Genomic DNA, 23,644 nt, shown 5'->3' with positions numbered 1-23,644 from the left:
ACATAGCTTTTATTTTATATAGGTGCTGCCACTTTCAGTGCCTTGGTTGAGATCGTGACGGTTGCTGGGGTAAATCCCCTGATATCGCCATCACTTTGTATCGGTAGCTTATCGGGCGCGTTAATCTCTACGCTTTTCGCTGTTACGACCTTGATGTGGCGACAGTGGCTGACCTTACCCATAAAAAAAGCACTGGCAGCAAGCAGATAGTCAATCTTGTTGCGGGACTGAAATAAAACAGCCGCAAAGACCTCGTCTTTTTGCTTGGATTCTGGCAGTAATCTATGCTCTCCGGCATATAAAGCGCCCTTTGAGATGATTACCGAAGTCGCTTTTTCATATATTTGACCATCAATCGAGACCGACATTTCGCGTAATTCATACTGCCATAAAGAACGCAGCATCTGGAGCGCATAGGCGGCTTTACCCATGACACGTTTTAACCGTGATGAAATATGATGGACGATATGGGCGTCTATCCCGATACCCAACATCTGAACAAACAGACTTTCTCTACCGTCATTTTGAAGAAAGGCTGGCCAGATGGTTGTTGAGTAGCCTTTGATAATATTGGAAGCATTCTGGCGTTCGTCAAAATTAATCGATAATTCATGCGCTAAAACATTAGCCGTTCCAATCGGCAAAATGCAAAAGATAACCTCTGAACCGACAACCGCTTCAGCGACCTCAGCAATAGTACCATCGCCTCCAGCGGCAACGATGTAGCCATATTGACGGGATTCTACCAACTGACGCGCTAATTCAGTCGCATGGCCTGGAAATAAGGTTTTTTCTATACGGACATCGAATCCGGCCTGCTTTAAATATCCGGCAAAACGATGAACAGAATGAGGTCGCCTTTTTCCGGCGATCGGATTCACAATAATAGCGATCCGCTTACTGACCATTGACGATGCCACTCCGTTTAATAGCGTTCCAATAACGCCCGCCATTTAACGTAAAAAAGCCGTTTCCGCTATTTCTGCTTCATTCCATAAGCGGAGAAGGGGGGTTCTAAAGAAATGATGACAAACAAAAAGGGCGCTTTAACCCTTTATTGAGCATGGTTTTACGAGCAATTACCTTAACAAAATAGCAAAAAAGGCAAATTGCAGAAAACTGTTCACTGTTTCGGTTTGAAGCAGTGCTTTTATGCAGTTTCACAAATTATTCTTGCCTATAAAAGGCCAATGCTATGAAAGCTTTGGCATTTTTTATTCGCAAAAATAAGATGATCCAATAATTTTATACCGGCCATACGTGTTACGAGCGCCAATCTCTTTGTTGTGTCCCGATCCATGTAGCTGGGGGTAGGATCACCACTAGGATGATTATGTGCCAAAATCAGGCTATCAGCACTCAGGATAATGGCATGTCTCAAAATATTCCGGATGTCCAAATAGGATGCCAGACAATCTCCGACATTTTCTCCTATAACAGCAAGAATATTACCTTCGGCGGTTAGATAAGCGATATAGGCCTGTTCAATATCTAATCCGACAAAGCGCCATTTAAACAAATCGATAGCATCCTCAAGACCTTGGACGCAGCCTTGATAACGCTTCAAAGTATGCCGATCGTCAATGGCAAATGAAAGTTTCATATTCCTAATTTATTGGTCTTCTAAAAAAATTTGCTAGTAGGACACTATCCATTTTGGAAATCTTTTTAATAAAATGATGAAAGATAATGTTTTTTATTTTCAACCGCTGCATAAATGCAGCAGCTTTTGCTTCATAATGGATTTTTCCGGAACCTAGGATGAATAATAATTCAAAAAATGCATGGCCTCGCCTATGGCTAATGACAGATGAACGGCTCGAAAATGGTTTGATAGATGCCATCAAACGGCTGCCTCGAGGCAGTGCGGTTGTTTTTCGTCATTATCGGCTGCCTTTTACAATTCGGAAAAGCTTATTTGAAAAAATTCGGCAGATAACCAAGAAAAGAAAGCTCGTTCTGTTTCTTGCCGGAACACCCCAGCTTGCCGCCGCATGGAAAGCCGATGGTGTGCATGGTGCGTTATCTGCCAAAAGAACGGCACGTCCATTGCTCCGCAGTCAAGCTGTGCATAACAGACGCGAAGGCATTGCTTGCAAAAATGCAGATTTTGTCTTGTTATCCCCGCTTTTTTCGACCCGTTCCCATCCTGGAAAACCTTCGTTAGGGCGGGTAAAATTTCTGCAATTAAAACGCGGACTTCAACAAAAAGTCATTGCCTTGGGCGGTATCAATACCCACACACTTCACGCTTTACCGCCATGTGACGGTTTTGCCGGAATTGATCTTTGGCAAAATGACCAATTTCACCATCATCGGCTATGGTCTTTCTGGACAAATCAGCAAGCCTGACGCTGTTTTCTCTCTCTAAGTCTCTAACCGTTTCTCAAAAATCCAAACGCTTTTGAAAACAGTTAAATCCTTCGATTATTTTCTCAAAATACAACACAGCCCCTTCCTTAAAGAAAGGAAAGGGCTGCTCCGCGTTATACTATTTAAGAAGCGACAGTATCTTCCGTTTTGAAAATCAGATGGCTGTCGCCTTCGTCCACATCAACGGTCTGACCATCGCGTACCGTGCCTTTCAGCAAATCTTCAGCCAATGGATCCTGAAGGTATTTCTGAACTGCACGCCGTAACGGACGCGCTCCATAGACGGGATCATAACCGACACGTCCCAACCATGCCCGCGCTTTATCGGACAATTTCAACGTGATCTTCCGATCAGCCAACAAACGGCACAAATGCTGAATTTGGATGTCAACAATCGGGCCCATATGGCTTTGTCCCAAACGATGGAACAAGATGATTTCGTCAAGCCGGTTTAAAAATTCAGGGCGGAAATGCGCTCTGACCATTTCCATAACCTTAGGCTCGACGCTTTCAACCGATTCATCATCTCCCAAATTGGCGAGATATTGCGCACCCAAATTGGAGGTAAGGATGATAATCGTATTGGAAAAATCAACCGTTCGACCCTGACCATCGGTCAAGCGGCCATCATCCAATACCTGCAACAGGATATTGAAGACGTCCTGATGCGCTTTTTCGACTTCATCGAACAAAATCACCTGATAAGGCCGACGACGAACAGCCTCAGTTAAGACGCCGCCTTCTTCGTAACCCACATATCCCGGAGGCGCACCGATCAAGCGTGATACGGCATGTTTCTCCATATATTCGGACATATCGATACGAACCATCGCCCGATCATCGTCAAATAGAAAACTAGCCAAAGCTTTTGTCAGCTCGGTTTTACCAACACCCGTCGGGCCCAAAAACAGGAAGGAACCCATCGGTCTATTGGGATCTTGCAAACCTGCACGGGCACGCCTGACCGCACGGCTGACCGCTTTAACCGCATCTTCCTGACCGATGACGCGTTTGCCCAACCAATCTTCCATATGGATCAGTTTTTCACGTTCGCCTTCCAGCATTTTATCAACCGGAATACCCGTCCAACGGGACACAATAGAAGCGATATCCTGACTGGTCACTTCTTCGCGTAGCATTGCGCCTTCGGCAGCATTCTGGGCATCCGCCAACTGCTTTTCAAGCTGAGGAATGATGCCGTAGCTGATTTCACCCGCCTTCGCGAGGTCGCCCATCCGTTCGGCCTGATCCAAAGAAATCCGAGCCTGATCCAGCTGTTCTTTCAAACGGGCTTCTGCTTTGATCTTGTCCTGCTCATTTTTCCAACGAGCGGTCAGTTCCGAAGATTGCTCTTCCAGATCATGCAAATCATGCTCTAACGTCGTCAAACGATCACGCGAAGCGTCATCATTCTCTTTCAAAAGCGCTTCACGCTCGATCTTGAGCTGAATAATCCGACGGTCAAGATTTTCGATTTCTTCCGGCTTGGAATCAACTTCCATTCTCAGACGGCTGGCCGCTTCATCAACAAGGTCGATCGCTTTATCCGGCAAAAACCGATTGGTGATATAACGGTTGGACAAGGTTGCCGCCGATACCAAAGCCGCATCGGTAATACGGACACCATGATGGGCTTCGTATTTTTCCTTCAACCCGCGCAAAATTGAAACGGTATCTTCAACTGTTGGCTCACCTACATAAACCGGCTGGAAACGCCGTTGCAGGGCAGGGTCTTTTTCAACATATTTCTGATATTCAGCAAGGGTGGTTGCACCAATACAATGCAAATCACCGCGTGCCAAAGCTGGTTTTAACAGGTTACCGGCATCCATCGCCCCGTCAGATTTACCTGCTCCGATCAGGGTGTGCATTTCGTCAATGAAAAGAATGATGTGACCTTCGGCCTGCTTGACTTCGTCAAGAACGCCTTTCAATCGTTCTTCGAATTCACCACGATATTTAGCACCAGCGATCAATGATCCCATGTCCAAAGCCATTAAGGCACGATCGCGCAAGCCTTCCGGCACATCGCCATTTACAATGCGAAGCGCCAGACCTTCAACAATAGCTGTCTTACCGACACCCGGTTCACCAATTAAAACCGGATTGTTTTTCGTGCGCCGTGCCAAAATCTGGATAGTTCTCCGGATTTCTTCGTCGCGGCCGATAACCGGATCAAGCTTGCCTTCACGGGCAGCCTCCGTCAGATCACGGGCAAATTTTTTCAAAGCGTCATACCGATCTTCTGCTGTTGCCGTATCGGCCGTGCGCCCCGAACGTAATTCATTGATAGCCGTGTTTAATGCTTCTGCGGTTAATCCTGCGTCTTTCAGGATTTTTCCGACTTGGGCTTCCTGCATCAACGTCATAGCCAAAAGCATTCTTTCGACCGTGACGTAGGAATCACCTGCTTTGGCCGCTATCTGCTCGGCCTGATCCAAAAGACGGACAGTATCATTATCCAACCCCGGAGGGGTGTTTGCACCACTGCCAGAAACGGACGGGATTTTAGCCAATGCGGCATCTGTCTCACGTACAGCAACAGCAGGGTCACCACCCGCGCGCCGAATAAGGCCGGATGCCATTCCCTGTTCGTCTTCTAACAAGGCTTTTAACAAATGCTCCGGTGCAATTCTCTGGTGATTGAGACGAATCGCCACCGTTTGCGCCGATTGAATAAAGCCTTTGGCTCGATCTGTTAATTTCTCAAAATTCATAATGACCGTCTCCTGACTTAAAAGGCAAGATGGGGGCGATATTGGACAACTCAAGTATTCAGATGTAAAAATTTACGATTTCGTCTGATGGATATTGTCCCGCTATAAAAATTATGTTGTTGTTATAATCGGACATAAAAATTACTTATTATTCTGTTTTATTTAATTTTTATACTTAACAGGGGCGGGTACGTGAAAAAATTATATCGGGTTCTAGTCGGTTGTATTCTGTCATCAACTTTGCTGACACCACCGGCCACCATGGCTTACCCCGCCCAAAAACAGACGGATAATGCCTCAGCTTTGCTGCAATCACTGGCACAGCAGATTAACTTACCTTGGCAAAGTTTCACCTTACCTAATGGTCTAAAAGTTTTGGTGCATACCGATCATAAAGCGCCGGTTGTTGGCGTTTCGGTCTGGTATCATGTCGGTTCCAAAGATGAACCCGCAGGCAAAACCGGATTTGCCCATCTCTACGAACATTTAATGTTTGAAGGCTCGGAAAATGTGCATGGCAGCTTTTGGAAACCGCTACAGGAAACGGGTGCCACGAACAGCAATGGCACAACCGATTTTGACCGGACGAATTACTTCGAAACCATTCCGACTTCAGCGCTTGACCGTGTTTTGTTTATGGAAAGCGACCGGATGGGGTACCTTCTAAAAGGTATTACACAGGAAAAACTGGATAACCAACGCGCGGTTGTCGAAAATGAAAAGAGGCAGCGGGATAACCGTCCTTACAGTATGGTCAACTATGCAATGACGGAAGCCTTAACGCCAGAAGGACATCCTTATCATCACGACACTATCGGTTCGATGAAAGATCTCGATGCCGCTAGCCTCGATACGGTGAAAGATTGGTTCCGTCAGAATTACGGCCCCAATAACGCCGTTTTGGTTCTGGCTGGGGATATTGATTTCGACAAAGCCAAAGCTTTGGTTACGCATTATTTCGGTGCCATTCCTCGTGGAACGGATATCGTTCATCCAGCTACTCCGATCTGGACTTTGCCCAAGCGTAAAGACGAAGTGATAACGGATAAGGTCGCTTTAACCAAAATCTATCGGGCGTGGAGTATCCCCAGCTACCACCCCGACACGATCCCGCTTGATATGAGTGCCTCTATCCTTGGTGGTCTGGCGTCTTCCCGATTGGATCAAATTCTGGTTCACAAAGAACAACTGGCGGTCAATGTCAGCGCCAGCACCCAAAATTTTGAAGGGCAGGGACGCTTTGTCGTTTCGGTGACGGTCAAACCGGGTGCGAACCCGCAATATATATCACAACGCCTTGATGAAATTCTGACAGATTATCTGAAAACTGGCCCTGACAGTGACGAGGTCAGACGTGCAGCCATGGATATTCTTTCAGACAATGTGGCTGAATCCGTGAACACACAAGGGCCCATTCTTGCGCAAGGGCAGCTCTTCCTCAACGATCCCGATTATTACAAAAAAGAGCTTTATGCGGTTGCCACCACCACTCCGGAAGCCATAAAAAAAGCAACCGAAAAATGGCTGTCTCGTCCGGTCTATGCCCTGATGGTTTCTCCAGGCGAACGCAAAGCCTATCAAGAAAATCAGATGGGGACGGCGGCGGCTTCCCCCAAGGCCGATAATACTAATAAAACTCCGCTAACCACGGCCGCTGATACGCAAGATCCTTCCTCCCGTGGGGCTTTACCTGATGTTGGAATCGTTCCTGACGTCCGCTTCCCAACCATCACGCATAGCCAGCTCAAAAACGGCATCGCTGTCAGCTACGCCCAACGGCCAACCATGCCTTTAACAACGGTATTGGTCAGCTTTGACGGCGGGATTATGGCTGATACCGATTTACCTGGCACTGAAAATCTGATGCTTTCGATGCTGACTGAAGGCACACAAAATAAAGATGTTATCGAGCTTTCGAAAGAAAAAGAACGCCTTGGTGCTTCTGTCAGCTTTGGGGCAGGCGATGATTATAGCTCGATGACGTTTTCAAGCCCCAGTGTCACCTTCCCACAGACGTCGAAATTAGCCTCCGAGATGCTTTTTAATTCGACTTTCCCTGAAAAAGAACTGGCACGTTTAAAGGCTTCAACCTTGGCAAGTCTCGCAGCTGGCCGCCAATCCCCCGGATGGTTGGCTGGACGGGCTATCTTGCAAAATCTCTATGGCGAAGGACATCCCTATCGCCACATGGTTACCGAAGAAAATATCCAGAAAATCACACGCCAGCATTTATTGGATTTCAAGCAAAAATGGATGCGCCCTTACAAAGCGCATGTCTTTATCGTCTCAGATAAGCCTTTGAATAAAATCTTGCCGGTTCTGAATACTGTTTTTGACCATTGGCAGGTGCCAAATTCTGCGGCCGAAACGAAAAAAGAACCCATTAAAGACGTCGAAAATGCATCAGACGTTGTTTTGATAAACCGCCCACAATCGCCCCAATCTCTCATTGTTGCAGGCAGCGTTTTGCCTTTGAAAGAGAGAGAAAATCAGGATGCCCTGTTTAATCTCAGTGTTGCCAATTACATTTTGGGTGGCAACTTCCTTTCCCGATTGAATATGGATTTAAGACAATCAAAAGGCTGGAGCTATGGCGTTGGTAGCCAACTCAACGCCCGAACATTGTCCTCGTTATTCACTGTTGCCGCACCCGTGCAAACAAACCAAACCGCTGCTTCAATCAGCGCTATTCAGGATGATTTGACCCATTTCCTAACGGATAAAGGCATTACGCCTACTGAATTAAAGGAAACCGTGACCGACATCATCAACCGGACACCCAGCGCCTATGAAAAGAGCGGCAATATCCTCTTGGGGATGGTTGATATCGCCTTAATGAACCGCCCCGACAATTATTATGATACGCTCAACCAGCGCTATCGTGCCTTGACGCCAGAAGCCTTGGATAAAATTGCTCGCCAATGGCTAAATAGCAAAGGCTTAACTTGGGTCGTGGTCGGCGATGCTAGCCTCGTTAAACCACAACTTGAAAAGTCTGGACTGTCTGTGAAACAGATAGAAAGCGATAAAATAAAATAGCCTATTTATAATATAAATTTTTATTACGCTGTAACATAAAGATTGTTTGACATTAAAAAGGGGCTGTTGTTTCTTCGGAACCCAGCCATATTGGCACGGTCTTTCGTAAAACAGATAGCGAGGAGTTTTTCATGGGGGTTAATCATCGTTGGCTAGCGGCGGCGGCTTTGGCCGCAACAGCCCTTAGTCCGGTATCTCTGAATGCTGCAAAACCCGCAACCGGTCAAAATAATGCCGTGCCGCTCAGCACATTGGCAAATCAGATTAACCTTTCATGGCAAAGCTTTACCTTGCCGAATGGTTTGCGGGTTATTGTTCATCCCGATCATAAATCCCCGATTGTGGCTGTTTCGGTTTGGTATCATATCGGTTCCAAAGACGAACCTACCGGTAAAACTGGCTTCGCTCATCTGTTTGAACATCTGATGTTTAATGGTTCTGAAAACGCCCCGGGCGACTTTTTCGAACCTTTGCGTCAGGCCGGTGCCACTGATGATAACGGTACAACATGGCTTGACCGTACCAATTATTTTGAAACTGTGCCAACACCTGCACTTGATCTGGCTTTATTCCTCGAAAGTGACCGCATGGGTCATCTTCTGGGCGGCATTACGCAGCAAAAGCTCGATAACCAACGCGGCGTTGTTCAAAATGAAAAACGTCAGGGCGATAACCAGCCTTATGGTTTGGTTCAATATGCCCAGACAGAAGCCTTGTCACCGGAAGGTCATCCTTATCACCATACCACTATTGGTTCGATGGAAGACCTTGATGCCGCCAGCCTTGATACGGTGAAAGACTGGTTCCGTCAGAATTATGGCCCCAATAACGCCGTGCTGGTTCTTGCTGGGGATATTGACCTCGACAAGGCAAAAACACTGGTTACCCGCTATTTCGGTGATATCCCACGTGGCCGCGATGTCGTTCACCCAGCGGCCCCTATCTGGACGTTACCGGCTAGAAAAGACGAAGTCTTAACCGACAATGTCGCCCTTGCTCGTCTTTATCGGACATGGACGGTGCCGGGTTTCGCCAGTTCAGAATTACCTGACCTCCATATCGCAGCCGAAGTGCTGGGTGGCTTGGCTTCTTCCCGACTGGATCAAATTCTGGTGCGGCAAGAACAATTGGCGGTCAGCGTCTTGGCTGATGTTGATCCTTCTGAAAGCCAGAGCATCTTTGCAATTACGGTCAATGTCAAACCAGGCGTTAACCCGCAATATGTGTCACAACGGCTTGATAAAATCCTGAACGATTTCATCAACCAAGGCCCCACCGCGGATGAAGTCAAACGGGCAGCAACCCATACGATGGTTTCTGAAATCGCTGGACTGGAATCTGTTGGCGGATTCAGTGGTCAGGCACCGACTTTGGCGGAAGGCCTGCTTTATGCCAATGACCCCAATCATTATAAAAACGAATTACAGACCTTAGCGGCGGCAACGCCTGCCAGTGTCACTGCCACCATGAAGAAATGGCTAAGCCGTCCGGTCTATGCCTTAACGGTTCTTCCGGGTGAACGGAAAGCTTATCAGGAATCAAAACGTGGCAGCCGTGCTGATACTCCGATTGCTATTCAGCCCGTGCCCACCGCACCGCCCACGGCTGAAGCGATCAATTCAGCTTCAAAAACGGTGTCGGAAGGGGTTGATCGTTCTCATCTGCCTCAGGTCGGAACCATTCCTGATCTGAAATTCCCGAATATCAGCCATGCTAAGCTCAAAAACGGTGTCGAGGTTACCTATGCCCAGCGTTCTGCTGTGCCATTGACCCGCATCGCTTTTGACTTTGATGCCGGTAATGCCGCCGATCTGAAAGATCTTCCGGGTACCGAAGCGATGATGCTTTCGATGCTCACCGAAGGCACGATTGGTAAAAATGCGGTTGAACTGGCTATTGATCGCGAACGCTTGGGCGCAACCATTGCTTTTGACAGCGATGCTGACCGTACTAATATGGTCTTACGCAGCCCAACGCCCAATATCGGTGCGACCTTGTCTTTGGCTTCGCAAATGCTGTTGGCGCCGTCTTTCCCGGATAAAGAGCTGGAACGCGTCAGGTCAGAACAGTTAGCCAATATTGCTATGGAACATAGTTCTCCGGCGCCTTTGGCCGCTCGGGTTTTCGGCCCCAGCATCTACGGCGAAAATCATCCTTACGCCCATGTTATGTCGCCTTCGGGAACGGAAGAATCTGTCAAGAAAATCTCCAAGACAGATATCACCCGCTTCAAAACGCAATGGCTGCGGCCTGATAAGGCGCATATCTTCATCGTATCGGATAAGCCGTTATCGGATATTCTGCCCTTGTTGAATGCTCGCTTTGGTCATTGGCAGAATCCCAAAGCGGAAGCCGGTGTGAAAGAAGTCAACACCGCTCCAGCTCCGCAGAAATCCGGTATTCTGTTAATCAACCGTCCAAATTCGCCGCAGTCTTTGATCTTGGCCGGATCGGCTTTGCCATTAAAAGGGCAGGGTGATGACTCGACCTTGTTCGATCTGACCGTTGCGAATGATATTCTGGGTGGCCAGTTCTTGGCACGATTGAATATGGATCTGCGCGAAAGCAAAGGCTGGAGCTATGGCGTCCATAGTCGCGTTTATAAAATGGTCGGGCCTTCCGCCTTTATGATTCGTGCGCCTGTCCAAACCAACCAGACCGGTCCTGCTGTATCGACCTTAAAAGCCGACACAGTCAGCTTCCTGACAGATCAGGGCATCACCGCCAAGGAACTTGAAGATACCCTTACTGGCGATATTCGCCAGCTTCCGGGCAGCTTTGAAAGCGGTGACGATGTCTTGACCGGTATGATGACATTGAACCGGTTCGGTCGCCCTGACACTTATTTCGATAGCTTGGCCAGCCGTTATCGCGGATTGACCGTTGCGACCTTGGATGCAACCGCTCGTCGGTGGTTGGATGCCAATAAACTTTTATGGGTCGTTGTGGGTGATGCCAATGTGGTGAAACCGCAGCTCGAAAAAACAGGCATGCCGATTGAAACCATGTCAGCTGATGATGTGAAATAAACCGGATAATCCAGACACAAAAAAAAGGTGACTCCTGAAAGGGAGCCACCTTTTTTTATAGGTTTTCTATCTTTCGATTAGACGACCCGTTTTACCAATTTGGTAGAATGACCCATTTTACGACCAGGCTTTGCTGCCCCTTTTCCGTAAATATGAAGATATTCATTCCGATGGGACAGAATTTTTTCCCATGTGTTAACCTGCGTTCCGATCAGATTTTTCATCTCGACCCGTTCAGCGGTCAAGGCCGTTGATCCTAAAGGCAGGCCACAAATTGCGCGGATATGATTTTCAAACTGAGATGTTTCGGCACCCTCAATTGTCCAATGACCGCTGTTATGTACCCGTGGAGCCATTTCGTTGAAAATAGGGCCAAATTGGGTCGCAAAAAATTCAACCGCTAACACGCCGACATAATTCAGCGATTCTGCAATTCTCTTGGTCGCGTTAATCGCAGCATTGGCCTGCTGCAAAATAAAGTCATTCGCAGGCACAACGGAATTTGCCAAAATACCATTGTTATGGGTGTTAACCGGAATATCCCATGTCAAAAACTGACCTTTGGTATCACGGACAGCCAAAACAGAAAATTCATATTCGAATTTCACAAGCCCTTCGAGAACCGCTTCCTTGCAAGAAAGGGTGCTCCATATTTCGGCCAGATGTGCATCGGTTGCCTTTTTGACAACGACTTGCCCCCGTCCATCATATCCTTGGGTGCGCTGCTTCAAAATAGCAGGGACACCCAACTCCAAAAGTGCATAGGACAATTCGCGGGGAGAACTGACTGACCGGAAAGGCGCAGGCCGGATTTTCAAATCGGCGGCGTAATTCTTTTCGGTTAAGCGGTCTTGCGCGACTTTTAAGGCCTGAGGCGGCGGGTAAACCGCGATCCGTTTGGCAAGCTCAACTAAAGGCGCTGCAAAGATATTTTCAAATTCATAGGTGATAACATCGACCGAAGCTGCAAATTCCTGCAACTTATCGATGTCATCATATCCACCGACAAAGCTTTTTGCCGCGACGACATTGGCAGGCCCCGACTGATTGGGGGCATAAACATGGCAAAAATATCCCAGCTGTGTGGCCGCGATCGCCATCATTTGCCCCAACTGGCCATTACCAATAATACCAATTTTGGAACCGGGCGGAAGTGTTTGGGTCATAAAGAAGTGATCCTTGGCAGAGTATCTGGCCTATCGGGAACATCAGCCGTTTGACGTTGCCGCCACTGATCGAGCCTTTCGGCCAGACCTTCGTCATTATTGGCGAGCATGGCTGCAGAAATGAGAGCCGCATTGATAGCACCTGCGCGGCCAATCGCAAGGGTTCCAACAGGAATTCCGGCAGGCATCTGGGCAATAGAAAGCAGGCTATCCATACCATTCAGTGCTTTTGATTGCACAGGCACCCCGAAAACAGGCAATCTTGTGATTGCCGCTGCCATACCCGGCAAATGGGCAGCACCACCAGCACCCGCAATAACCGCTTTAAAGCCTTTGGAAACCAGCGAACCGACATAATCATATAATCGTTTCGGGGTTCTATGGGCAGAAATAATACGGGTCTCATGGGGAATCTGAAGCGCGGTTAAAACATCCGCGGCATGGTGCATCGTTTCCCAATCGGATTGGCTACCCATAATCAAAGCAATCACGGGAGCGGTTGTAGGTTCATTTATAGGCGGGGACTGGTTGTTCATATATTTTTCCGGGTCGACATTGGCCCTTGCAGGCAAATAATGATGAATCCTGTAAAAATTTAACAGAAGCTCTACGGTAAGATGTGAAAAGCGGCAATTCCTGATATTCAGATTATTGCCTTATATTCCGATAAAAAAGCGAATAGCTAGCCTGACAAATCATTTTATCTTGATGAATTTGTCCTATTATATCGATAATAGTTCTTTCTTTTCAGGGAAAGGGTATTTCCCTCGGATATTTTAGCAAGGCGATATCGTGTCAACAGAGCCAGATTCCCATATTGTTTCCGATAGCGAGGTGAGGGGAATAGTTAAACGCTTACCCCCGAAATTGGCCGCCTATATTTCCCTTGCACGGGCAGATCGCCCTATCGGCGTTTGGTTGCTCTTTTGGCCGGGGGCTGCTGCTGTGGCCCTCGCGGGCGGGCTGATCTCACATTGGTTCTTGCTTCCTGCTTTTTTTGTCGGGGCATTTGTAATGCGTTCTGCTGGCTGTGTTTATAACGATATTGTTGATCGTGATTTGGATAGGAAAGTCGCCCGCACAAAAAATCGACCACTGGCATCGGGCTTTATATCCGTCAAAGCGGCCTGTTTTTTTCTGGTCTCTCTTTGTCTTATTGGTTTGGGATGTTTGGCCTTTTTCAACCCGATTGCGCGTTGGACAGCTATCGCTAGTTTAGCCTTAGTCGCCGTCTATCCCTTTATGAAACGAATAAGCTGGTGGCCACAGGCTTGGCTCGGCTTAGTTTTTAGTTGGTCAGCTTTAGTCGGCAGCGTCGCTATTTGGGGGCACTTTGAATGGCCAACGCTGCTTCTTTATGGTGGTTGTATCTTTTGGGTTATCGGTTTTGATACAGTCTATGCCATTCAGGATATCGAAGACGATGCCTTGGCAGGTATCAAATCATCGGCAAGGGCTTTAAAAAACCATTTACGTCTTGGGGTCAGCCTGTTCTTTGCCTTGGCCGTTTTTGGTTGGGGGGGCGCTATTTGGCTCGTCCGTCCGCAAGCTCTGGCTCTCTTAACTTTATGCCCCTTGGCATTACATTTTATCTGGCAAATGGTAACATTAGACACAAATGACGGGCATAATGCTCTCATCCGTTTTCGTTCTAATCGTCAGATCGGATTCTTATTATTTCTGGCTTGTGTAACGATCGGCATGGCTAATAATTTTTCAGTCTATTGAAGGGCGCATTGATCTAAGGCTTCATTATAAGATTTTAGGCTCAGCTTATCGCGTGCATTTCGTACGGCAGCAGGCTTTCGCCTAAGACCTCTAATATCTTCTCTCAATGGAATACCTAAGTCATCCTAAAAGGCTTATCTTTGCCCGCTGCAATGAAGGCAAGTTCAACGGCTGGAAAGACGACTTTATCCCGCGTGATAACACAGGGTTCCAAACCGAAGCTTTCAATAAAAAAGAGGCGCCTTCTTTTCAGAAAACACCTCTTTTTTGTTAATCTTTTAAAAAGACAAACGGCGTTTAGCTACGGCCAACCGCCCGAACGCCTTTCGTCATCGGACGACGCGGACGACGGGGACGTTCGCCACTGCCGCCACGGTCATCGCCACCTTTATTACTATGTGCATGGTTAAAGCCAGGCTTCGGTGCACCACCACCAAAACCACCACGGCCACGACCTGGGCCACCACGACCACGGCTGTCACGGCTATCGCGTTCCGGACGCATCGGAGCCGGATGCGGAAGCAATTCTTTTTCCATGACGAAGTTTTCCGGCAACGGCAGAATCTGCAATTTGACGCGGGTCAAACGTTCGATAGAACGGAGATATGAGCGTTCGTCATTAGCGATGAAGCTGATTGCCTGACCATCACGACCGGCGCGGGCGGTACGACCAATACGGTGAACATATTGTTCTGCAACATTCGGCAATTCGAAGTTGAAGACATGGCTGACGCCTGGGACATCAATACCACGAGCAGCGATATCGGTTGCGACCAGAATTTTTAACCGTCCATTACGGAACGCATTCAAGGCGCGCTCACGCTGTGGCTGGCTTTTGTTACCATGAATGGCAGCAGCAGGAAGACCGGCGGCTTCCAGATGGCGAACCACTCTGTCTGCACCATGTTTCGTGCGGGTAAAGACCAATGCACGATCAAGTCCGGGGGTGTCCTTAAGGGTAATCGTCAACAAAGCCTGCTTTTCAGACTGGTTAACAAAAACACCGAACTGCTCAACCCGTTCTGCGGTGGAAGACTGAGGTGCAACAGAAACCGTAACCGGATCAGACAAGAACTGGCTGCTCAATTCCTGAATCGTTTTCGGCATGGTAGCCGAGAAGAACAGGGTCTGACGATTTTTCGGCAGTAATTTATCAATGCGACGCAGTGCATGAATGAAACCGAGATCAAGCATCTGATCGGCTTCATCAAGGACGAAGATTTCAACATCCTTCAAAACCAAAGCGCGCTGATCGATCAAATCAAGCAAACGACCTGGGGTTGCGACCAGAATGTCCGTACCACGATCCAGCATTCTCATCTGGCGACCAATGGGGACGCCACCGAATACGGCGTTTACAGACATACGCAGGTTGCGGGTATAATCGGTGCAAGCGCGAGCAATCTGGCTGGCCAGTTCACGCGTTGGCGATAAAATCAGCATCCGGCAACCGCGCTGAGGACGTGCCTGCGGGTTAGCGGTTAAATAATGAATAGAAGGCAGCGCAAAAGCAGCGGTTTTACCGGTACCGGTCTGGGCAATACCGCAAAGATCCTTACCTTCTAACAGGTGAGGAATAGCCTGCGCCTGAATTGGGGTTGGTTTGCTGTATCCCAAGGCATCCAATGCCTGCACAAGTGATGAGTCGAGACCTAGGGTTTTGAACGAAACTGATGTTTCCGTCATAAAAGGCTTTCCGTTTTTGAAATAGGCGCAACTAGGGCGCGCTAAGATAACGAGTAAGAACTCGTTTAAGACCTGAAAAACAGGCTTGCGTGAACGGGAAAGCCTGCTGCTATTAGGCATCTAAAGAGGAATACTTGGCAACGCGCATATTGAGGAAGGCTGTTCTCTAACCCTCTAAATGGTAAAAACAGCTGTCAGGTGTATGGCGGTGGAACACGCAAATTCCGTGCATATGTCCGTTTATTCTCACGGACACAGATGCTTATCCCTTAATAATGACCATAGGGCAGAGGAAACGCAAGGCTTTTCCTCATTTATGAACAAATTATTATTATATCATCGCGAAAAAGGACAATTATTGGATGAAAGCAGAGATATAATTCAAAAAACTATACATTTGTAACATAAATAATCTTGATTGGGGCGCGTGGTTTCACCAAATAAGAGCCATGCTGATCGAGACAGAAAATACGCCGAATCCGGCCACGCTTAAATTTTTGCTTCATTGTCCGGTAATGGAACGAGAATCCCGTTATTTCGTCAATAAAGAGGAAGCTACCGATTCGCCTTTGGCTGTTGCACTTTTTGACCTGCAACATGTCACCTCTGTTTTCTACGGGCGGGATTTTATATCGGTTACACTCGATTCACCTTCTTTATGGTCTCAGTTTGAATCAAAAGTGATCATGATTATTTCGGATCATTTCGAAAACGACATTCCGCTATTGAATGAAAATTCTGAAAATACCGAAAAACAGAATGGTGAAGAAGATGACGATGTGGTTCTTCAGATCAAAGATCTGATTGATGACCGCGTCCGTCCGGCGGTCGCTCGTGATGGCGGTGACATTGTCTTTCAAAAATTCGAAGACGGTATCGTCTATTTATCCATGCGTGGGGCTTGTGCAGGCTGTCCTTCTTCGGTTGCAACCTTAAAACAAGGCGTCGAAACGCTGTTGAAGCATTTTGTCCCCGAAGTAATCGAAGTTCGGGCTATTTAATGCAACTTGTCATTGATACGGCCACAGCCGCTTGTTCGGTCGCCCTGATAAAGGGCGATCATATCATCGCCTGTGAAAAAGAGATTGTTGGTCGGGGGCATGCTGAAAAGCTGTTGCCCATGATTGCCGCATTACCTGATCAGGGGCGCGCCGATAAAATCATTGTCGATTGTGGACCTGGCAGTTTTACCGGCATTCGTGTCGGTATTGCTGCGGCACTGGCTCTTGGGCTCGGATGGGATGTTCCGGTCTCTGGCTATGGCGCGTTAGATGTCGTTGCCGCCGCAGCTTTTAGACGGCATTTCAACGCATCCAATCTGACGGTTGCATTCATTGGTGGTCATGGCGAAATATTTATTCAGTCTTTTTCTTGTGATCGACCTTCATTACATTTGACTGCACTAACCCCAATCCAATCCTTGCGACCGGAAGACGCTGCTCCACTGGTCAAAGATTCGCTTATAGCCGGTTCGGCTGCCGCTACTTTGGTTAAGGCAAGAGGGTGGGGCGAATCGGAAGAAGCTTGGCCTTTCGCTGATGAAGCAAGATTTTTGGCAAAAACAGCTACAACACTTCCTGCTACCCCAATTTATGGTCGCCTGCCTGATGCGAAAATACCGGCATGAGCGATTACCCCGATGATTGGGCTTTTTTAGATCAAGGTGATTCTCTTTTAGACCATGTCATGACCATCATGACGGAAGCCTTTGACCCTTTTTATTGCGAGGCGTGGAATCGTCATCAATGTAGCAGCATTATGGGGCTACCAGGGGTCTATGGGCTAGTTGTAATAATAAATAAGAAACCCGCCGGTTTTTTGTTATCTCGTACCGTTTTTGACGAATGCGAACTATTATTATTAGCTGTTCGTCCTGAATTTCGAAGAAAAGGTGTCGCGGCGGCACTTCTTAAAAAGCTGATTGAGAAAGCTAAGAGCGAAGATACCAAATATATTCATCTCGAAGTCAGAGAAAAAAATCCAGCGTTAAACCTTTATTACCATATTGGCTTTAGAGAGGTCGGCCGTCGAATCAATTATTATAAATCGTTAAATGGCGATTTATACAATGCGATAACTCTCAGCTTAATTGTAATTTAAGGCAAGACATTTAGAAGAAGCAATAATTTTAGTTGCATTTTCTATAGAATTTGTTCAATCATAAAGTCCGTAAACGTTGGGAGATCAACCGAGATCTTTCTCGAGGTAAAAGCTTTGATGCAGCCGCGGAAAGATAGAATATTCTCCCACTTTTTTTCTAAAAAAGGATTGTTCTATGAGCGATGACAATGCTTTGTCTGAAACCCTTATTACATTAACGGCTGATATTGTTTCAGCCCATGTCAGCAACAACAGTGTTTCTGTTGCCGACGTTCCCCAGCTTATCCAGAATGTTCATCATGCACTTTCTGCTTTAAGTGAAGCTAACGCAGAACCGGAAGCACGGCCGGAACCGGCTGTTTCTGTTCGGGCATCTGTTAAACCCGATTACATCATCTGCCTCGAAGACGGTAAGAAGCTGAAAATGCTGAAACGTCATCTTGCAACTCATTACCAGCTGACCCCGGAACAATACCGCGCAAAATGGAATTTGCCGGCAGATTATCCGATGGTTGCACCGAATTATGCCGATCAGCGCCGTTCATTGGCCAAGAAAATCGGTCTCGGTACACAGCGCCGGAAACGTTAATTACAAGTTTCACTGCTTAAAAAAATATAAAAAAATAACAAAGCAGCGTAAACAACGTTTATAATTCTGGCTATACATTAGGGAAGCCTCTATTATGGCGTAATCAAAAATCACAACGTCTGGGGGCGACGTATGATTTTAAATTGCCAAAGTAAGAGCAAATTTATAAAGAGAAATAATTGGAGCCTGCGCCTTCAAACCGCGCAGATTTCTCTAATTTTTTGCTGGGGTAATTCAAGAATTTGACGGAGAAGGTTGTGCGACAGATCAATATTGAAACGCTTTGTGCGCAAAAAGGTCTGCGGATAACAGGTCAAAGAAGAGTTATCGCTCAGGTTTTATCAGAAGCCGAAGACCATCCTGATGTTGAATCTCTTTATGAACGGGCATCTGCGATTGATTCCGGTATTTCTATCGCCACAGTTTATCGTACCGTGCGCTTATTTGAAGAAGCCGGTATTCTAGAGCGACATGATTTTGGCGATGGCCGTGCTCGCTATGAGGCTTCTCCTGAAGACCACCATGATCATTTAATTGACGTAGAATCTGGCCGCATCATCGAGTTTTCAGATGAACAGATGGAAGTTCTGCAAAAAATGATCGCTGAGCGTCTGGGATATAAATTGGTTGATCACCGTCTCGAATTATACGGTGTCCCATTAGACCGTCCGGTCAAATTATCTAAATAAACATTCTCATTACGAGCCGAGTGCTTTCTCTTCTTGGCTTATATCTTGTGATTGTCTTTCGTTTATCAAATAAAAAAGCGACAGACTTTGCGCCTGTCGCCTTTCTTGTTTCGCGATAATTCTATCTGCGTTTATTCTTCAGAAGCTTCCGCTGTCTGGCTGTTAAGCTGAATATATCCCTGAATACCCATACGCTTAATCAATTTTAGCTGAGTATCCAATCCATCGGCATGGCCTTCTTCTTCCGTCAAAATTGATAAAAGAAGATCGCGGGTTCCAAAATCGCTGTGTTTTTCACAGCATTCGATCGCTTTTTTATAGAGCGGAATGGCATCCTCGGCTTCTAATGCCAAATCAGCCTTAATGACCTCTTCGACATTTTCACCAATTCTGAGGTGACCCATATCCTGAAAATTCGGGAAGCCTTCTAAGAATAAAAGGCGCTTGGCCAATTTATCCGCATGTTTCATTTCATCAATAGAATTGGATCGTTCAAGCTCAGCCAGCTTATCGATACCCCAATCTTCAACGATGCGGTAATGGAGAAAATACTGATTGATTGAAGTCAGTTCACTTTTCAAAAGTGCGTTAAGATGGTCAATGACCTCTTTATTGCCCTTCATAAGATACTACCTTTTCCTGTTAACAACCCTATCTGGTTATAAACGAGGTAGCCCTTATCGAGTTGCACATAATATTTTTTCTGTGCATTATTTTTATAATAAAATAATAAAAATTAAATTAAACTGTCTCTTGTTGTGCTTCTGAAATAACTTTTTGGACGCATTTACCACATTTTCCGCAGCAAAATTTTATCCCTATTTTTTTATAAGCTTGTCCCGGTGTGACTGCACCTTGCCGCACGGCCGCTTTGATCGCTTGATCACTGACAGTGTTACAATGGCAAATAATCACTCTGAAACCCCTTTTTCCTCAATATTTACAAAGCATTTTCTCCTTAAAACATAGCATTTGTGATAATGATAACAAGTATCAATATTGATATTCGCAAAAGTTTATAAAATATTTTGGAAAATTTCTGTGCTTTTCAGCACTTTAATTTGACTGACCGAAAAAATGGCAGGGGTGTTTCAACATAATTCCCTTGATTGCCGCCCAATAAATAGAGGAAAAGGGCAGGTAATGACCAGGCTATTTGCCGGAGGAACTGATGCATCCACTTTATAAAGCTGTTGCGACTCTGATGTATGAAGTCGCTAATGATTTACTTGTCCCGCGTTTTCGTCATTTATCGGAAAATGAAATCGCCGAAAAAGAACCCGGTGATTACGTCACCGTAGTCGATAAGGAATCGGAAAAACGCATCACCGAGCAGTTAGCCAAATTTCTGCCTGAAGCTTATATTGTGGGTGAAGAAGCCACCGCCGCTGATACGTCCTTATTAAAAAATCTTAAAAAAGGCTTGGCTTGGACGGTCGATCCACTGGATGGCACTGGCAATTATGCAGCGGGTAAAACGCCTTATGCCATGATGATCGCCTTGCTGGGCGATGGTGTGCCACAGGCTGGCTGGATTCTTGATCCTGTCTCGGGGCGGATGTGTCACGCTTCCAGAGGTGACGGTGCATTTGTTGACGGTGAACGCGTCACCACCCGAAGCACAGGGCAGGATATCCCCGTTGTGGCCTTGTCTGCACGGGTGACAGAAGACAATCTCCATCCTGATTTTGACAAGCATCATCCCCTCAGCCACGGCATTACTTTAGCACCATCTCCCCTTTGTGCAGGTGAACAATACCCGCGGATTGTTCTGGGTCAAAATGATGCTGCCGTTTTCTGGCGCAGCTGGCCTTGGGATCACGCTCCAGGTTCTTTATTTCTGGAAGAAGCCGGTGGCAAATTGGCACGTTTTGATGGATCTGCTTATCAAACCTCCGATTGTAGCCATGGCATGCTAGGGGCGAATTCTCCTGCAATGTGGGATCATGTCGCAGAATCGCTTTTACGTTAATTTTTATAAAATAAGTTTTTGCGCATAAAAGCGGGCTTTTTACTTAAAGTCCGCTTTTTTTAATATAGACATTCAATCAAAGCTGGATTGGCCGCCGGTTATTCACCTTAAATAGAGATACAAACAGTCCAGATGCTTGATAGCGTTCGCTAAATGCGGCTTTCTCATCCCCAAATAAGCCCATTCAAAATTACGATATCTCAAAATAAACTTTCAGAAGGCTTTGCGCTTCTTTCAAGTGAGGCAATTGCGTTTTAACCAGTGACATGCTTTACCTAATGCCCATGTCCAAAATTCTGATAGGCGCGATTGCTGCTGTTATGATGTCCACCCCTGCTTTGGCAGACCGTTTAACTTTAGACAGGGTCTTTGCCAGCCCGTCCTTATCCGGTTCAGCGCCACGGGCGCTCTCCCTTTCACCCGACGGGCGTTACGCGACTTTGCTGCGCCCTCGTCCTGATGATCTTAATCGTTATGATTTATGGGCGATTGATACCACCACAGGCGACAGACGGATGCTGATTGATTCCAAGAAAGTCGGCTCCGGTGCTGAAATTTCCGAAGCTGAAAAGATGCGGCGGGAAAGGGCGCGGGTAGGCGGCACCTTAGGCATTGTCAGCTATAATTGGTCACCCGACGGTAAAAGCATTTTGGTGCCTTTAGATGGTGATCTCTATCTTGCCTCTCTTGATGGTTCGGTCAAACAAGTAACCCATACCGCCGCGACCGAAGTCGATGCACAGGTTTCGGCTACCGGCCATTACCTTTCCTTTGTTCGGGATCAGAATTTATTCGTCATTGACCTCAAAAACAACCATGAACAAGCCTTAAGCAAAGATGGCGGTGGCAGCCTGACATGGGGCTCTGCTGAATTCGTGGCACAGGAAGAAATGAACCGGACAAAAGGCCATTGGTGGGCGCCGGATGACAGCCGGATTGCCGTTGCCAGAGTCGATGAAAGTCAGGTGCATATTGTGACCCGCGCTGCAATTGGTGCCAACGGGACGCAAACCTATCAACAACGCTATCCAGCAGCAGGCACCCCTAACGCAAAAATCGCGCTTTATCTGATGAATCCAGATGGCTCGGATAAAGTAAAAGTCGATCTCGGCAATAATGATGACATCTATCTGGCTCGGGTCGACTGGGCGCCGGACGGTAAAACTGTTTATGTCCAACGGGAAAGCCGCGACCAACAACATCTCGACTTATTAAAGGTCAATAGCCAGACCGGAGAGAGCAGCGTCCTCTTTTCTGAACGCTCAAAAAGCTGGATTAATCTCCATAGTGATCTTCGGGTCTTAAAAGATGGCAGCTTGATCTGGGCTTCTGAAAGAAGCGGCTACCGCCATCTTTACCATTGGAAAAACGGCGAATGGACGCCACTTACCCAAGGTAAATGGATGACTTTTGGCGTAGTCAGCCTCGATCAGAAAAAAGGCCTCCTTTATTTCCTTGCGAATAAATCCACGCCAATCGAACAACATCTCTATGTCATAGATTATCGCCATCCTTCCGAGCCACGCCAGCTCACCGAAGCCGGATGGTATAACAGTGCGGTCATGGATAAAGAGGCTAATCGCGTGCTCGTTGGCCGTTCCAATACGGCACAGCCACCACAGGTTTATCTAGCTGACACCAAAGGCAAGCGCCTTAGCTGGATCGAAGAAAACAAGCTGGATGCTTCCCATCCTTATGCGCCTTATGTTGCCAATCATGCCCAGACTGAATTTGGTAGTCTAAAAGCCAATGACGGCACGCCGCTTTATTATAAAATGCTGTCGCCACAAAAAGTCGCTGGCAAAAAATACCCTGTCTTTATTCAAGTCTATAACGGCCCCGATGTTGGACGTCAGGTACTGCAAGGCTGGACGCCGCCTTTACATCAATATTTGGTTTCCAAAGGCTGGATTGTCTTTTCAATAGATGGTCGTGGTTCCCCTGGACGCGGCAAAGCCTTTGAAGACCCGATTTATAAAGCCATGGGAACTGTCGAAGTTGAAGACCAGTTAACGGGGCTGAATTGGCTGAAATCGCAAAACTATGTGGATGCCAAACGGATCGCTGTCTTCGGTTGGTCTTACGGCGGCTATATGGTGCAAAAATTACTACAAAAAGCCCCAGGTCAATATAGTGCAGGGGTCTCTGGTGCGCCAGTCATTCGCTGGGAATTATATGACACCCATTATACCGAACGTTTTTTAGGGAATCCGGTAACCGATCCGTTGCCCTATCAACAATCTGATGCGCTTACCGATGCTTTGAAATTATCGGATCCGATGCTGCTTATTCATGGTATGGCCGATGATAATGTTGTATTCGATAACTCGGTTGCTCTGGTCTCGAAATTACAGGAAGGTGACAAATCTTTCGAATTTATGGCCTATCCGGGTGAAACACATCGAATCGCCGGTGAACAAAAACAACGCCATTTATGGCATATGATTGAGAAATTTCTCGATAGAACAACAAAATGTCGTGAGCAACGATAAATAACTCTTTTTTTATATCAGTCATTCCATCCTAGATAAAATAATATAAAGGATGGCGCGTTAA

Annotated in this window: 19 protein-coding genes; 11 read left to right on the top strand and 8 right to left on the bottom strand. The window is 46.8% G+C overall.

Going from position 1 to position 23,644, the window contains the following annotated elements:
• Window positions 1-14: 14 nt before the first annotated feature.
• Window positions 15-953: a diacylglycerol kinase family protein gene (locus FBY58_RS06740; protein WP_260432133.1), complete on the bottom strand. Its 939-nt coding sequence runs from the start codon at window positions 951-953 to the stop codon at window positions 15-17.
• A gap of 224 nt (window positions 954-1,177) precedes the next feature.
• The gene (locus FBY58_RS06735) at window positions 1,178-1,603 is read right to left on the bottom strand and encodes a JAB domain-containing protein (protein ID WP_141920128.1); all 426 of its coding nucleotides are present in this window, start codon (window positions 1,601-1,603) and stop codon (window positions 1,178-1,180) included.
• A gap of 158 nt (window positions 1,604-1,761) precedes the next feature.
• On the opposite strand from FBY58_RS06735, the gene FBY58_RS06730 reads away from it, so the two are divergent.
• Window positions 1,762-2,352, top strand: a complete 591-nt coding sequence (locus tag FBY58_RS06730; RefSeq protein ID WP_141920126.1) for a thiamine phosphate synthase — start codon at window positions 1,762-1,764, stop codon at window positions 2,350-2,352.
• A gap of 143 nt (window positions 2,353-2,495) precedes the next feature.
• On the opposite strand, the gene clpB is transcribed toward FBY58_RS06730, so the two are convergent.
• Entirely contained in the window at window positions 2,496-5,090 is a 2,595-nt protein-coding gene (gene clpB, locus FBY58_RS06725; RefSeq protein ID WP_141920124.1) for an ATP-dependent chaperone ClpB, read from the bottom strand.
• Between the two features lie 192 nt (window positions 5,091-5,282).
• Between clpB and FBY58_RS06720 the strand changes: the two genes are divergently transcribed.
• A complete protein-coding gene (locus FBY58_RS06720; protein ID WP_141920122.1) occupies window positions 5,283-8,129 on the top strand; it encodes a pitrilysin family protein in 2,847 nt (948 codons plus the stop codon).
• Between the two features lie 131 nt (window positions 8,130-8,260).
• Entirely contained in the window at window positions 8,261-11,158 is a 2,898-nt protein-coding gene (locus FBY58_RS06715) for a pitrilysin family protein (RefSeq protein WP_141920120.1), read from the top strand.
• A gap of 77 nt (window positions 11,159-11,235) precedes the next feature.
• On the opposite strand, the gene FBY58_RS06710 is transcribed toward FBY58_RS06715, so the two are convergent.
• Together FBY58_RS06710 and purE are read right to left on the bottom strand one after the other, a co-directional pair.
• Window positions 11,236-12,324 (bottom strand): 5-(carboxyamino)imidazole ribonucleotide synthase, encoded by a 1,089-nt coding sequence (locus FBY58_RS06710; protein ID WP_141920118.1) that lies wholly within the window; start codon window positions 12,322-12,324, stop codon window positions 11,236-11,238.
• The gene (purE, locus tag FBY58_RS06705; protein ID WP_141920116.1) at window positions 12,321-12,860 is read right to left on the bottom strand and encodes a 5-(carboxyamino)imidazole ribonucleotide mutase; all 540 of its coding nucleotides are present in this window, start codon (window positions 12,858-12,860) and stop codon (window positions 12,321-12,323) included. Before purE ends, FBY58_RS06710 begins: the two co-directional genes overlap by 4 nt.
• Window positions 12,861-13,116: 256 nt before the next feature.
• On the opposite strand from purE, the gene ubiA reads away from it, so the two are divergent.
• Window positions 13,117-14,052 (top strand): 4-hydroxybenzoate octaprenyltransferase, encoded by a 936-nt coding sequence (gene ubiA / locus FBY58_RS06700; RefSeq protein WP_141920114.1) that lies wholly within the window; start codon window positions 13,117-13,119, stop codon window positions 14,050-14,052.
• Between the two features lie 297 nt (window positions 14,053-14,349).
• On the opposite strand, the gene FBY58_RS06695 is transcribed toward ubiA, so the two are convergent.
• Window positions 14,350-15,738, bottom strand: coding sequence for a DEAD/DEAH box helicase (locus FBY58_RS06695; protein WP_141920112.1), 1,389 nt, complete (start codon window positions 15,736-15,738; stop codon window positions 14,350-14,352).
• A 449-nt stretch (window positions 15,739-16,187) separates the two neighbouring features.
• Between FBY58_RS06695 and FBY58_RS06690 the strand changes: the two genes are divergently transcribed.
• The 5 genes from FBY58_RS06690 (at window position 16,188) to FBY58_RS06670 (ending at window position 19,116) form a co-directional block, all read left to right on the top strand.
• Window positions 16,188-16,739, top strand: a complete 552-nt coding sequence (locus FBY58_RS06690; RefSeq protein ID WP_141920110.1) for a NifU family protein — start codon at window positions 16,188-16,190, stop codon at window positions 16,737-16,739.
• Window positions 16,739-17,365, top strand: coding sequence for a tRNA (adenosine(37)-N6)-threonylcarbamoyltransferase complex dimerization subunit type 1 TsaB (gene tsaB / locus FBY58_RS06685; RefSeq protein ID WP_141920109.1), 627 nt, complete (start codon window positions 16,739-16,741; stop codon window positions 17,363-17,365). Before FBY58_RS06690 ends, tsaB begins: the two co-directional genes overlap by 1 nt.
• Complete coding sequence (rimI, locus tag FBY58_RS06680) at window positions 17,362-17,838, top strand: ribosomal protein S18-alanine N-acetyltransferase (RefSeq protein WP_141920107.1); 477 nt, start codon at window positions 17,362-17,364, stop codon at window positions 17,836-17,838. The genes tsaB and rimI overlap by 4 nt, the downstream gene beginning before the upstream one ends.
• 175 nt (window positions 17,839-18,013) lie before the next feature.
• On the top strand, window positions 18,014-18,427 hold the full coding sequence (locus FBY58_RS06675) for a MucR family transcriptional regulator (protein ID WP_011241196.1): 414 nt from the start codon (window positions 18,014-18,016) through the stop codon (window positions 18,425-18,427).
• 257 nt (window positions 18,428-18,684) lie between these two features.
• Window positions 18,685-19,116, top strand: coding sequence for a Fur family transcriptional regulator (locus FBY58_RS06670; protein WP_141920105.1), 432 nt, complete (start codon window positions 18,685-18,687; stop codon window positions 19,114-19,116).
• Window positions 19,117-19,247: 131 nt separating this feature from the next.
• Here FBY58_RS06670 and bfr read toward each other — a convergent pair whose 3' ends face one another.
• Both bfr and FBY58_RS06660 read right to left on the bottom strand, forming a co-directional pair.
• Window positions 19,248-19,739, bottom strand: coding sequence for a bacterioferritin (gene bfr, locus FBY58_RS06665; protein WP_141920103.1), 492 nt, complete (start codon window positions 19,737-19,739; stop codon window positions 19,248-19,250).
• A 118-nt stretch (window positions 19,740-19,857) separates the two neighbouring features.
• Window positions 19,858-20,031 carry a bacterioferritin-associated ferredoxin gene (locus FBY58_RS06660; protein ID WP_141920101.1) on the bottom strand — a complete coding sequence of 58 codons (174 nt, stop codon included), beginning with the start codon at window positions 20,029-20,031 and terminating at the stop codon, window positions 19,858-19,860.
• 256 nt (window positions 20,032-20,287) lie between these two features.
• On the opposite strand from FBY58_RS06660, the gene FBY58_RS06655 reads away from it, so the two are divergent.
• Together FBY58_RS06655 and FBY58_RS06650 are read left to right on the top strand one after the other, a co-directional pair.
• On the top strand, window positions 20,288-21,088 hold the full coding sequence (locus FBY58_RS06655; protein ID WP_141920099.1) for an inositol monophosphatase family protein: 801 nt from the start codon (window positions 20,288-20,290) through the stop codon (window positions 21,086-21,088).
• Window positions 21,089-21,354: 266 nt separating this feature from the next.
• Window positions 21,355-23,580, top strand: a complete 2,226-nt coding sequence (locus FBY58_RS06650; protein WP_141920098.1) for a S9 family peptidase — start codon at window positions 21,355-21,357, stop codon at window positions 23,578-23,580.
• Window positions 23,581-23,644: the final 64 nt, after the last annotated feature.

Source organism: Zymomonas mobilis (assembly GCF_006715975.1).
In the GTDB taxonomy this organism is placed as follows: Bacteria; Pseudomonadota; Alphaproteobacteria; order Sphingomonadales; family Sphingomonadaceae; genus Zymomonas; species Zymomonas mobilis_B.
The sequence above is the reverse complement of the archived record's forward strand: the minus strand, read 5'-3'. Positions and strand labels throughout refer to the sequence as shown.